Here is an 11,934-nt window from a genome sequence, read left to right as displayed (position 1 = left end):
GTGGCGGTGGCGGGAGCGGGGCCATCATCGTCGCGGCCTGGCTGCGCTGCAGAATCGAGTCGGCCTGGTCCTGCTGCGCGCCGGTCAGTGCCGCGGTCGCGGCTCTGGCCATCTCGCCGGCCGAGGCGTAGCGGTCCTCGGGGCGCTTGGCCATGCCGCGGGAGATGACGTCGTCGAGGCCGGCCGGAATCCCCGGACGCGACTGGCTCGGCCGCGGCGCAGGATCGTTGAGGTGGGCGGTGATCACGACGCTCACGCTGTCGCCCTGGAACGGTTGTGCCCCCGTGAGGCATTCGTGCAGCACGCAGGTCAGCGCGTACACGTCGGCGCGGTGGGTCACCTCGCCGTTGGTGAACCGCTCCGGTGCCATGTACGCGTACGTGCCGACCGCGGTGCCCAACTCCGTGAGCGCCTCGTCGGTGACCGCGTTGGCGATCCCGAAGTCGACCAGATACGCGAAGTCGTCGCGGTTGATCAGGATGTTCTCGGGTTTGACGTCGCGGTGCATGATGCCGTTCTGGTGCGCGGCGTCCAGTGCCGAGGCGACCTGGGCCACGATCGCCGTGGCCCGCGCGGGCGTCATCGGTCCCTGCTCCTTGAGCAGCTTGCGCAGATCGGTGCCGTCGATCAGGCGCATGTCGACGAACAGCAGCCCGTCGACCTCGCCGTAATCGTGGATCGGCACGACGTGCGGTTCCTGCAGCCGTCCCGCCGCGTGGGCCTCCCGCTGCAACCGCTTGCGGAACACGGGGTCGTGAGAGACCGCCTCCGGCAACAGTTTCAGCGCAACCACGCGGTCCTTGACGGTGTCCTCCGCTTCGTACACCTCGCCCATGCCGCCCTTGCCGAGCAGGCGGCGCAGCCGGTAGGGCCCGACCTGGGAACCAACGCGGGAACCCCGCTGGGGATCGGTCATCATGGCTCCTCGCGTTGTTCGTTATGGCGAACACACCCTAATGCGGCGGAACCCGCTGCACTGCACCAACCGGCCGGGCTTCGGCGAATTAGGGCCAATTGGCCGGACAACTGGTGTAGATGTCGATAGAACGTGTTCCAGTTTCGGGTGTCTGCCGGGAGGAGACGGACATGACGCTGCGCGTCGTGCAATGGGCAACGGGTGGGGTCGGCGTCGCGGCGATCAAGGGCGTCCTCGAACATCCCGAACTCGAGCTGGTCGGCTGCTGGGTGCACTCGCCGGGCAAGGCCGGCCGCGATGTCGGGGAGATCGTCGGTCTCGACCCGCTCGGCGTCACCGCCACCGACAGCATCGACGACATCCTGGCGCTGGAGGCGGACGCGGTCATCTACTCGCCGCTGATCGCCAACCCGGACGAGGTCGCGGCGCTGCTGCGGTCGGGCAAGAACGTCGTCACCCCGGTGGGCTGGCTGTACCCGAGCGAGCGCAGTGGGGCGTCGATGCGCGAGGCGGCCCTGGCGGGCAACGCGACGCTGCACGGTACCGGTATCGCCCCCGGCGGGATCAGCGAGAAGTTCCCCCTGATGTTGTCGGCGATGTCGACGGGCGTGACGTTCGTTCGTGCCGAGGAGTTCTCGGACCTGCGCACCTACGAGGCGCCCGACGTGCTGCGCCACGTGATGGGTTTCGGAGAGACCCCGGACAAGGCGCTGACCGGGCCGATGCAGAAGATGCTCGACACCGGGTTCATTCAGGCGGTGCGGATGTGCGTGGACCAGCTGGGATTCGCCGCTGACCCGAAAGTCCTTGCGACACAGGAGATCGCGGTGGCCACCGCGCGGATCGACTCGCCGATGGGGCCGATCGAGCCCGGGCAGGTCGCCGGCCGCAAGTTTCACTGGGAGGCGCTCGTCGACGGCGAACCCGTGGTGCGGGTGACCGTGAACTGGCTGATGGGGGAGGAGAATCTCGACCCCGCATGGTCGTTCGGGCCCGAAGGGCAGCGCTACGAGATGGAGGTCCGAGGCAATCCGGACTTCACCGTGTCGGTCAAGGGTTTTCAATCCGAGGTCGGCGGTGAGGGGCCGGAATACGGTGTGGTCGGCACGGCGGCGCACTGCGTCAACTCGGTCCCGGCGGTCTGTGCCGCGCCACCCGGCATCGCCACGTATCTGGATCTGCCGTTGATCAGTGGCAAGGCCGCCCCGGCCAAGGCCCGTGCGGGGATCTAGCATTCGCGGGACAGGTCATTCTCCGCGAATCGGCTGTCCTGCACCTAGGCGCACCTGCTTCTTGATCGTCGGCTTCGGAGGTGACTTGCGTGGTGGCGACTCACTGAACAGTCCCGCTGCGGCGAGGTCGAGGTAACCGCGGAAGGTGGGGCATTCCATGTGATCTGGAGCCGGGCACGCCGCGGCGTGCTTGAGCGCCGTGCTGATGGCGGTGAGTCTCTCTATAGTGCTGTCGATCTCGGCTGCTCGGGTGGTAAGGGCTTTTCGGTCGATCTGGCGCGGTCCGCCGAGTGTGAGCATTGTTGCGATCTCGTCGAGTGAGAATCCGGCAGCCCGCCCGAGCGTGATGAGCGCCAGCCTGTCGAACACATCAGGGCCGAAGAGACGCCGCCGACTCCGTCGGCCGACAGAGGCGATCAGTCCCTTCTCCTCATAGAACCGCAGCGTCGAGGTCGGCAGGCCTGAGCGCCTCGCGACTGCCGAGATGTCGATCACCGCTCGATACCTCCTCTTGCGCTCAAGTGGACTTGAACTGTGATTGTGGGCCCTGTCCAGTTCGTGAGCAAGGGAGTAGACGATGGTCGATCGGGCAAATGTTGCTCAGGTGCAGGCATGGAACGGCGACAGCGGTCGGGCGTGGGTGACGTTGCAGCACGTGCTGGACCGGACACTGAAACCGTTCGAGGACCTCATCGTCGACTCCGTTGCCGCCGCGGCCGGACCACGCGAGCAGATCCTGGACCTCGGCTGTGGCACCGGCGCAACGACATTAGCCCTCGCCGAGCGTTTAGGAGCCCACGGCGGGTGTACGGGAATCGACATATCCGAGCCGATGATTCACGCCGCCCGAACGCGCGCACGTGACCGGAATCTGCCGGTCGAGTTCGTTGTCGGTGACGCCCAGTCGTTTCCATTCCAGCCAAACACGTTCGACGTCATGGTGTCCCGCTTCGGGGTGATGTTCTTCGACGATCCCACGACGGCGTTCAGAAATCTGCGGCGCGCGACACGCCCAGGTGGGCGACTGACGTTCGTATGTTGGCGGGACCCCACGGACAACCCGTTCATGAGCACCGCCGAGCGCGCGGCGGCGCAGTTGCTGTCCGACCTCAAGCCCGGAATCGCAGGGAGCCCGGGGCCGTTCGCATTCGCCGATGCGCATCGGACACATTCCATTCTGCGCGCCGGCGGGTGGACTGCCGTCGACATCAGGCCCGTTGACGTCACATGCACCATGCAGGAGAGCGACCTCCTGCCCTACCTGACCCAGATGGGGCCGGTCGGCCGGACACTGCGGGCTGTCGACGCCCGGACACGTGCTCAGGTGATCACGTCGCTCCGCGAGGCGTACACGGAGTTCATCGTCGACGGCGAAGTTCGCTACCCCGCCGCGTGCTGGATGGTCGACGCACGTGGCTGACACTGCTTCCCCGGCCGCGTGCATCACGGCTCGCCACCGGTGCCGCCAACGTCATGGCTAGCATTCGCGGTATGCCCAAAGCCCACCTGATGGAGCAGTCGCGGGCGATTCCCGTCGACGTCGAGACCGCGTACCGGCGCACAGTGCCGATGCCGCTGCCCACACTGTTCAGCCGCTGGTACGGCCCGATCGCCCCGGTAAAGGCGGTGCGCGACCAGACCGGAGACTGGACTTCCGTGGGCCAGAGCCGCACCGTCGTGCAGGTCGGCGGTGGCACCATGCGTGAAGAACTGACCGCCGTCGACGCCCCGCACGCCTTCGGTTACACGCTGTCGGGAATCACCGGTGCGCTGGCGCCCCTGGTCGACCACATCGAGGGGCAATGGCTTTTCGCGCCCGCCGGTACCGGTACCGAGGTGACCTGGAGATGGACCGTGTACCCGCGGTCCGCGGCGGCGGGACTGGTGATGCCCGCGTTCGCGCGGCTGTGGCGCGGATTCGCCAGGCAGAGTCTCGAACAGCTCTCCCGCGAACTGCTGGGCCAGGGATCCGTCGGATGACCGACGTCAACCGGGCGCTCGTGCTCGCCGGTGGTGGGCTGGCCGGCATCGCCTGGGAAACCGGTGTGCTGCTGGGGATCTGCGACGAGTCACCCGATGCGGGACAGAAGTTGCTCGCCGTCGACGTCCTGCTCGGCACCTCGGCCGGCTCGGCGGTCGCCGCCCAGGTCGGCAGCGGGGTGCCGCTGGAGGAACTGTTCGCCCGCCAGCTGTCGGAGGAGCACGGGGCCCACGAGATCCACCCGGGTGTGTCGATCGACGCGATCACCGACCTGTTCCTGGACGCGATGCTGACCCAGGGTGCGACAAAGGCGCAGAAGCTGGCGAAGATCGGTGCCGTCGCCGCAGAGACCGACACGGTCCCGGAGGCGGTGCGCCGCACCGTGATCGAGCACCGGCTGCCGGCCCACGAGTGGCCGCAGCGCGCGCTGCGGGTGACCGCGATCGACATCGCGACAGGCGAACTCGTGGTGTTCGACGCGGCATCGGGCGTCCGGTTGGTCGACGCGGTGGCCGCGAGCTGCGCGGTGCCGGGCGTCTGGCCGCCGGTGACGATCGGCGGGCGCCGGTTCATGGACGGCGGCGTCGGCAGCACGGTGAACATGTCGGCGGTGCAGGACTGCGGTGCCGCGGTCGTGCTGGTGCCGTCGGGAGCGAACAGCCCGTCGCCCTGGGGTACGGGCACCGTCGCCGAGATCGAGGGCTTCCCTGGTGCCACGCTGGCGGTGTTCGCCGACGACGAGTCCCTGGCCGCCTTCGGGGCCAATCCGCTCGACCCCGCATGCCGGGCGCCTGCGGCGCAGGCAGGACGGGCCCAGGGCCGTCGCGAGGCCTGCAAGGTCGCCGAATTCCTAAGTGTCTGAAGTGGTTTCCGGGACCTTCTGCTCCAGAGTGTCCAACGCGGCACTGGCCAGCTCCTGGCCGATCTCGATGACCTCGGTGGCGCGATGGAAGTCCAGGCTGCGGCAGACCGTGCGGGGCACCTCGATCAACAGGTCGGGGGGATAGGCGGCCAGTGTGTGCCGGGCCAGCGCGGCCTGGGCGATGTCGATCACCCGGTTCATCACCTCGAACGCGCCGAGTTTCGGGATACCGGCGTTGCCCGGTTCCTCGGTGACCTTGCCGTCGGGTTCCGGCAGCGGTTCGTCGTCACCTGCGGCGAAGCGGCCCAGCACCGCGCGGCCGGTCGGGGTGTCGAGGAGCGAGCGCGCGGCCTTGGTGTCGAGCAGTGACGACGAGCTGCGCCACATCCGGTTCAGCCAGTCGGTGCTGGGCGCGCGTGACTCCCGTCCGCGCCCGCTCGCCTCCGGGTCGTCGCCGGAGATGCTCACCGCGATCGTCATGTCGGCGGCGACGGCGGCGATCGGCGCCATCGGCAGCGGGTCCAGGATGCCGCCGTCGGCGAGCAGACGGCCGTCGAGCACGTAGGGGGTGATGACGCCGGGGATCGCGATCGACGCCCGGATCGCGTCGTCGAGGGGGCCGCGCTGCATCCACACCGATTTTCCGGTGATCAGGTCGGTGGCGACCGCGGTGTACGGGATCGGCAGTTCCTCGATGGTGACGTCGCCGACGATCGCGCGGACGGCGTCGAGAATCTTCTCCGCGCGCAGCACGCCCGCAGACGTGATGGACGGATCGAGCAGCCGAAGCACCGCACGTTGGGTCAGGGAACTCGCCCACGCCGTGTACTCGTCGAGTTTGCCGGCTGCCTGCAGCCCGCCGACCAGCGCGCCCATCGAGGAGCCGGCGATGCCGACGACCTCGTGTCCCCGCTCGGTCAGCTCGTTGAGGACGCCGATGTGGGCGTAGCCGCGGGCTCCGCCGCTGCCCAACGCCAGTGCGACCCGCATGAAGCCATTCTGCGCCGAAAACAGCCCGCGCCGGAAATGCAGAACCCTTGACATGCAGCCAATTGGCTGCCTATCGTCCAACATGTAGCCATAAGGCTGCATGTGTGGGAGAACTGGACATATGGACGAGGTGTTTCGGGCGCTGGCCGATCCGAGTCGGCGGCGTCTTCTCGACAGCTTGAACGCCCGCAACGGGCAGAGCCTGCGAGAGCTGTGCGCCGGGCTGGACATGGCCCGGCAATCGGTGAGCAAGCACCTCAAGGTGCTTGAGGACGCCAACCTGGTGAGCACCGTGTGGCGGGGCCGCGAAAAGCTGCACTACCTCAATGCCGAGCCGATCAACGCCATCGCCGACCGCTGGATCAACCACTACGACCGACTGCGGGCACAGACGCTCGCAGACCTGAAGACAGCATTGGAGCAGGACACGATGGAACACGACAATGATTTCGTCTACACCACCTACATCAGGACCACGCCCGAGCGGTTGTGGCAGGCCGTCACGGACCCGGCCTTCTCGGAGCGCTACATGGGGCACGGACTCGTCACGGACTGGAAGGTCGGTTCGACCTTCGACTGGCGCGACGGCGACCTCAACATCAGCAACCCCGAACAGGTCGTCCTGGAGGCCGATCCGTACCGGAGGCTGGCGTTCACGTTCCACACCTTCACCCGGCAGCTGACGACGGTCGGCCTCTCCGAGGACGTCATCGACCGGGCGGCCGCCGAACCGAGGTCAAAGGTGTCCTTCGACATCGAGCAGGTGGACGGCGGCCGCGTCAAGCTGACCGTCATCCACACCGGCTTCCCTTCGGGAAGCATTGTCCGCGAGCTCGTTTCGGGCGGCTGGCCGTCAAAGCTGTCCGACCTGAAGAGCAATCTGGAACTGGCGTCGGTCACCGCGGACGCCTGAGCGTGTCGGCGGACTTAATCGCACCCGTGATTTGAAGTCGAGGCGGCCGTCAACCGCACAGCGCGTCGGCGGCCGCCTCGACCGCGACGATGACAGCGGCCTGCTCTCCGGGAGTCAGCTCCGGCCACGGCCTGTCGAACGTTCCCGGCCCCGCCGATGGCGCGCTCTGTACCGACGCCAGGTACGGCTCGATCTGCGATCTGGCGACCCCGCCGCGCTGCTCCATCCACGTTCGCGCAGCTAGACAGGCCTGGAAGTAGTCGTCCTCGGTCGACTCGGCAGGGGCGCCGACTGCGGTCGTCACCCCGCCGGGGGAGATCGCGACCTCCCCGGGCGGCACCGGTGCCGCGGCTGCCGGCGGTTCCGCCGCGGTTGTCGTCACCGACGTGGCCGAGGATGCCGGCGGGGTGTCGGTGCCCGAGCTGCAGCCGGACAGAAGCGCCAGCACGCAGACGACGGCGCCGGAGCCGCGGACGGGGTACCTGCGCATGCCGCCAATCTATGCAAGACTCGCCGCCGTGATCGACGCGACCCGGACTCAGGAGTGTTGTCAGGCCCCAGCCGCCTGACCCCTGACCCGTCCGTCGTTCTCTGGAGTTCCCTCATGACCCTGGCGCCTACCCGCCTGCGTCCCGCCGACCTGCTGCACGTCACCGACCGGTTCGCCGACGACGTCCTCGGTGGCGACTACGACCATGTGCTGCCCGCCGCCGGGCTGCCCACCGCCGAACGCTGGTTCACGCGCCTGCACGGCACCGACCAACTCGACGTCTGGCTGATCAGCTGGGTGCCGAACCGCTCGACCGAGCTGCACGACCACGGCGGCTCACTGGGAGCCTTGACGGTCGTCTCCGGGACGCTGCGCGAAACCCGATGGGACGGTGAGGCATTACGCGAGCGGCGGCTGGTGGCCGGCGACCAGGCGGCGTTTCCGCTCGGATGGGTGCACGACGTGGTGTGGGCCAGGGAGAGCATCAGGGGTGGCGGCACCCCGGGGCCGACGCTGAGTGTGCACGCGTACTCGCCTCCGTTGACCGCGATGTCGTACTACGAGGTCACCACGCAGAACACGTTGCGCCGCAACCGCACCGAACTGACCGACAAACCGGAGAGTGACTGATGCCCAGCCGTATCGACGTGGTCCTCGACGAAGCCAGGGCCAAGCTGACCCGGCTGGCGGCCGGCGAGGTGCCCGCCGCGCTGGCCAGGGGAGCCGTGCTCGTCGACATCCGCCCCGCCGCACAGCGCGCCGCCGAGGGCGAGGTACCCCAGGCGCTGGTCATCGAGCGCAACGTGCTGGAGTGGCGATGCGACCCCACCAGCGACGCGCGCATCCCGCATGCCGTCGACGAGGACGTCGAGTGGGTGGTGCTGTGCTCGCAGGGTTACACCTCCAGCCTGGCCGCGGCGTCGCTGAAAGACCTCGGCCTGCGCCGTGCCACCGATGTCATCGGTGGCTACCACGCACTCAAAAGCGTTCTGGTCTAAGAGTTCTCGTCGCTTCGGAGCAGGCCGCGCAGCTTCTCGGTCTTGTCCTGCGTCCAGCCGGGCGGCAACATGATCGACGCCCACGCATCCGCGACGTTGCGGACGTAGACGTGACCGTGCCCGTCGGGCACGTTCACCGCGACCGCCATGTCGGCGCTCACCTGGAGGAACGTCACGACCGGGATCCACTCCATGCCCGGTGAGACGTCGTATCCACGCGGCTCGTGCAGCCAGTCCGGTCTGGCGAACAGCAGGTCGGGATTCCACCAGGCGATCGGATCCGAGGCGTGCTGCAGGTAGACCACCCTCGGTTGCTCCCACGGATCGTGAGGGCGCTGCAGGTCCCGCGGCTCGGCCACGAAGCGGACGTTCTCTCCCTTGTCGAACACCGGCAGCCACTCCGGTGAGCCCGCGTCGCGATTGCGGGTCAGGTCGGTCCAGATGGTGTTGTTGAAGGTCGGCCCGCTGAACAGCGCGCCGTCCGTACGGGCGATCAGGTTGTTCAGGGCGAGGAACGGCGCCTCACCGCCGAACGAGCCCAGGCTCTCGCCGAACACCACCAGCTTGGGCCGCTGCGCCTCCGGCATCTCCCGGATCAACGCGTCGACCGCCTCGAACAGGGCCTGGCCCGCCTGGCGGGCGTTCTCCTTGTCGACGAGGAACGACAACCAGCTGGGCAGAAACGAGTACTGCATCGACACGATCGCGGTGTCGCCGTTGTACATGTACTCCAGCGCGGAGGCCTCGGCCTCGTTGATCCACCCGGTGCCCGTCGTGGTGGCCACGGCGACCACGGCGCGCTCCAGGCCTCCGGTGCGCTGCAGTTCCTGCGCGGCCAGCGCAGCGGTCTCCTTGATGCCGTCCGCCGAATTCAGCCCGGCGTAGGCGCGGATCGGCTCGGTCGCCGGGCCGCCGTTGAACTCGGTGAGATCCTCGACGGACGGGCCGCCGGAGATGAAGACGCGGCCCTGGTGGCCCAGCGACTCCCAGCTGACCAGCGACTGAGGGCCACCCGAGCGCAGATCCGAATCCGGCGCGGCGAAATCGGGATCGGTTTCGTCGTTGACCGCGGCGAAGGTCTTGTTGATGGTGCTCATCGCGAATCGCACGACGACTCCGTTGAGCAGTGCGATCGTCAACGCCAGCAGCAGCGCGACCACGACGACGGCAGACACCCGCGGTGGGGCGACCCTTTTGACCTGGCGATCCAGGAAACGTACGAATCTGCCCACCAGCTGGCCGATTTCGACGAGCACGAACAACGTCACCACCGAAATGGCCGCGGCCAGCGGATAGTCCCAGAACGTCAGGCGCGGCACGCCCATCAGGTCGCGGACGTCGTCCTGCCAGTTGTGGAACTGGATGACCATGATGACCATCCCGATCACGCCGATGACGCCGAGTACCGGCCACGCCCGCCGCGGGGCGGGTGGGCTGGCGTCCTTGGAGCGCATGAAACGCACCAGCCACACCGCGAAGACGCCGAGGCTGTAACCGATCGCGGCAGCGCCGCCGCTGACCAGTCCCTGGAACAGCGGGCCGCGCGGCAACAGCGACGGCGTCAGCGACAACCACAGGAAGACGAAACCGACCGCGGTGCCGGTGAACGTGTAGTGACGGACCCACCAAGCGCGCCGCGGTGCCGTCGTCTTGGTGCCCGCCGGCGTCTGTTCGATCAGCGCGGCGGGGGCTTCACCGGTATCGGTCACGCATGAACTCTAGCGATGTGTGAAGTTGGGTGACCGCTTCTCGGTGAACGCGTTCATCCCCTCGGTCTGGTCGTCGGTGGCGAACGCCGAGTGGAAGAGTCGACGCTCGTAGAGCAGGCCTTCGGTCAGCGTGGTCTCGAATGCGCGGTCGACGGCCTCCTTGGCCATCCGCGACGCCGACAACGACATGCCCGCGATCGTCTTGGCGACCGACATGGCCTCCTCGAGCAGCGTGTCGGCGGGGACCACCCGCGACACCAGCCCGGCGCGTTCGGCTTCCTCGGCGCCCATGTTGCGGCCGGTCAGAATCAGGTCCATCGCCTTGGCCTTGCCGATGGCCCGGGTCAGCCGCTGCGATCCGCCCATGCCCGGCAGCACACCGAGTTTGATCTCGGGCTGGCCGAACTTCGCGGTGTCGGCGGCGATCAGGATGTCGCACATCATCGCCAGCTCGCAGCCGCCGCCCAGTGCGTAGCCGGCCACCGCGGCGATGGTCGGTGTCCGTGTCGCGGCGAATTTGCCCCAGCCGGCGAAGAAGTCGGACGAGAACACGTCGGCGAACGACAGGCCGGCCATCTCCTTGATGTCGGCGCCGGCCGCGAAGGCCTTCTCGCTTCCGGTGAGGATGATCGCGCCGACGCCCGCATCGGCGTCGAGTTCGGCTGCGGCCGTGGTGACTTCGTCCATCACCTGGCTGTTGAGCGCGTTGAGCGCCTTGGGCCTGTTCAGCGTGATGGTCGCGACGCGGTCGTCGCGCTCGACGATGATCGTTTCAAAGTTCTGTGAGCCCATGGTTACTCCTCGTCGAATGTCAGGTCGGGGTCGGCGGGGGCGAAATACGCCTCGATGTCTGCCGGGGTCACCGCGGACAGCGAAGCGGGCGACCACTGGGGGTTCTTGTCCTTGTCGATGAGCAACGCCCGGATGCCCTCGACGAGGTCGTGTGAGCGCAAGGACGCCACCGACGTCCGGAACTCCTGGCGCAGCACGTCCTCCAGTGTGTCCAGCTTCGCCGCCCGACGCACCGCTTCGAGCGTGACGGATGCCGCGACGGGGGAGCGGGATTCGATCAGTTCGGCTGCGTCCTTTGCGGGTTCCGCGTCGTGGCCGCGCAGCGCCACGACGATGTCGGCGACCGTCTCGCCGGCGTAGCAGTGGTCGATCCAGTCGCGCTGGGCGAGCAGCGCGCTCGGCGGTGGCTCCTGGGCGAACGCCGCGACCGCTGCGTCCACACCGTCGGCTTCGATCGCGTCGGCGAATGCGGCGAGGCGGTCCTGCGGCACAAAGTGGTCGGCGAAGCCCATCGCGATGGCGTCGGCGCCGGAGAACGCCGCGCCGGTGAGTGCGGCGTGCACGCCGAGCAGGCCGGGGGTCCGCGACAGGATGAACGTGCCGCCGACGTCGGGGATGAAGCCGATACCGACCTCGGGCATCGCCATCTTGGTGGTCTCGGTGACCACACGGACACCGCCGTGCGCGCTGATCCCGACGCCGCCGCCCATCGTGATCCCGTTCATGATCGCGACATACGGCTTGGGGTAGCGGCCGATGTAGGCGTTGAGCAGATACTCGTCGTGCCAGAACCGCCGGGATTCGGAGCCGCCGGCCCTGGCGTCGTGATAGATCGCGACGACGTCGCCGCCCGCGCACAGCCCCCGGTCCCCGGCGCCGGAGACGATCACCGCGGTGACAGCGTCGTCGGTCTCCCAGGCCTTCAACGCCTGTGCGATGTCGGTGACCATCGGATGGGTCAGGGAGTTGATCGCCTTGGGTCGGTTCAGCGTGATGCGCCCGATCCCGTTGCGAACAGTTACTAGGACATCCTTGTTTTCGTCCACGGAAT

General features: G+C 68.0%; 14 protein-coding genes. 7 read left to right on the top strand and 7 right to left on the bottom strand.

All coding sequences use genetic code 11. The features are described 5' to 3' along the window. The coding region (locus BN976_RS11880; protein WP_036371377.1) for a serine/threonine-protein kinase at positions 1 to 916 on the bottom strand (916 nt) is incomplete at its 3' end. A gap of 170 nt (positions 917 to 1,086) precedes the next feature. On the opposite strand from BN976_RS11880, the gene BN976_RS11875 reads away from it, so the two are divergent. After that, a complete protein-coding gene (locus BN976_RS11875) occupies positions 1,087 to 2,148 on the top strand; it encodes an NAD(P)H-dependent amine dehydrogenase family protein (RefSeq protein ID WP_011781842.1) in 1,062 nt (353 codons plus the stop codon). A 15-nt stretch (positions 2,149 to 2,163) separates the two neighbouring features. Here BN976_RS11875 and BN976_RS11870 read toward each other — a convergent pair whose 3' ends face one another. Further along, positions 2,164 to 2,643: a helix-turn-helix domain-containing protein gene (locus tag BN976_RS11870; RefSeq protein ID WP_011781841.1), complete on the bottom strand. Its 480-nt coding sequence runs from the start codon at positions 2,641 to 2,643 to the stop codon at positions 2,164 to 2,166. A gap of 82 nt (positions 2,644 to 2,725) precedes the next feature. Between BN976_RS11870 and BN976_RS11865 the strand changes: the two genes are divergently transcribed. From BN976_RS11865 to BN976_RS11855, 3 genes are all read left to right on the top strand, one after another. Continuing rightward, entirely contained in the window at positions 2,726 to 3,568 is an 843-nt protein-coding gene (locus tag BN976_RS11865; RefSeq protein WP_011781840.1) for a class I SAM-dependent methyltransferase, read from the top strand. Between the two features lie 71 nt (positions 3,569 to 3,639). Continuing rightward, positions 3,640 to 4,128: an SRPBCC family protein gene (locus tag BN976_RS11860; protein ID WP_036370880.1), complete on the top strand. Its 489-nt coding sequence runs from the start codon at positions 3,640 to 3,642 to the stop codon at positions 4,126 to 4,128. Continuing rightward, positions 4,125 to 4,991: a patatin-like phospholipase family protein gene (locus tag BN976_RS11855; protein WP_036370875.1), complete on the top strand. Its 867-nt coding sequence runs from the start codon at positions 4,125 to 4,127 to the stop codon at positions 4,989 to 4,991. Before BN976_RS11860 ends, BN976_RS11855 begins: the two co-directional genes overlap by 4 nt. Here the strand turns inward: BN976_RS11855 and BN976_RS11850 are convergent. Continuing rightward, positions 4,980 to 5,981 (bottom strand): patatin-like phospholipase family protein, encoded by a 1,002-nt coding sequence (locus BN976_RS11850; protein WP_036371376.1) that lies wholly within the window; start codon positions 5,979 to 5,981, stop codon positions 4,980 to 4,982. The genes BN976_RS11855 and BN976_RS11850 overlap by 12 nt on opposite strands. A gap of 121 nt (positions 5,982 to 6,102) precedes the next feature. Between BN976_RS11850 and BN976_RS11845 the strand changes: the two genes are divergently transcribed. Beyond that, entirely contained in the window at positions 6,103 to 6,894 is a 792-nt protein-coding gene (locus BN976_RS11845; RefSeq protein ID WP_011781836.1) for an ArsR/SmtB family transcription factor, read from the top strand. A gap of 49 nt (positions 6,895 to 6,943) precedes the next feature. Here the strand turns inward: BN976_RS11845 and lpqV are convergent, their stop codons facing one another. Next, positions 6,944 to 7,384: a lipoprotein LpqV gene (gene lpqV / locus BN976_RS11840; protein WP_011781835.1), complete on the bottom strand. Its 441-nt coding sequence runs from the start codon at positions 7,382 to 7,384 to the stop codon at positions 6,944 to 6,946. A 114-nt stretch (positions 7,385 to 7,498) separates the two neighbouring features. On the opposite strand from lpqV, the gene BN976_RS11835 reads away from it, so the two are divergent. Next, positions 7,499 to 8,014, top strand: a complete 516-nt coding sequence (locus BN976_RS11835) for a cysteine dioxygenase (RefSeq protein ID WP_036370874.1) — start codon at positions 7,499 to 7,501, stop codon at positions 8,012 to 8,014. Then, positions 8,014 to 8,382 carry a rhodanese-like domain-containing protein gene (locus BN976_RS11830; protein WP_036370873.1) on the top strand — a complete coding sequence of 123 codons (369 nt, stop codon included), beginning with the start codon at positions 8,014 to 8,016 and terminating at the stop codon, positions 8,380 to 8,382. Before BN976_RS11835 ends, BN976_RS11830 begins: the two co-directional genes overlap by 1 nt. Here BN976_RS11830 and BN976_RS11825 read toward each other — a convergent pair. From BN976_RS11825 to BN976_RS11815, 3 genes are read right to left on the bottom strand one after another with little or no spacing between them, the layout of a single operon-like run. After that, positions 8,379 to 10,091, bottom strand: coding sequence for an alpha/beta hydrolase (locus BN976_RS11825; RefSeq protein ID WP_036370872.1), 1,713 nt, complete (start codon positions 10,089 to 10,091; stop codon positions 8,379 to 8,381). The genes BN976_RS11830 and BN976_RS11825 overlap by 4 nt on opposite strands. 9 nt (positions 10,092 to 10,100) lie before the next feature. Further along, positions 10,101 to 10,883 (bottom strand): enoyl-CoA hydratase, encoded by a 783-nt coding sequence (locus BN976_RS11820; protein WP_036370871.1) that lies wholly within the window; start codon positions 10,881 to 10,883, stop codon positions 10,101 to 10,103. Positions 10,884 to 10,885: 2 nt separating this feature from the next. After that, complete coding sequence (locus BN976_RS11815; protein WP_036370869.1) at positions 10,886 to 11,929, bottom strand: enoyl-CoA hydratase/isomerase family protein; 1,044 nt, start codon at positions 11,927 to 11,929, stop codon at positions 10,886 to 10,888. Positions 11,930 to 11,934 lie beyond the last annotated feature (5 nt).

The sequence above is a fragment of the Mycolicibacterium austroafricanum genome, from assembly GCF_000612725.1.
Lineage (GTDB): Bacteria > Actinomycetota > Actinomycetes > Mycobacteriales > Mycobacteriaceae > Mycobacterium > Mycobacterium austroafricanum.
The sequence above is the reverse complement of the archived record's forward strand: the minus strand, read 5'-3'. Positions and strand labels throughout refer to the sequence as shown.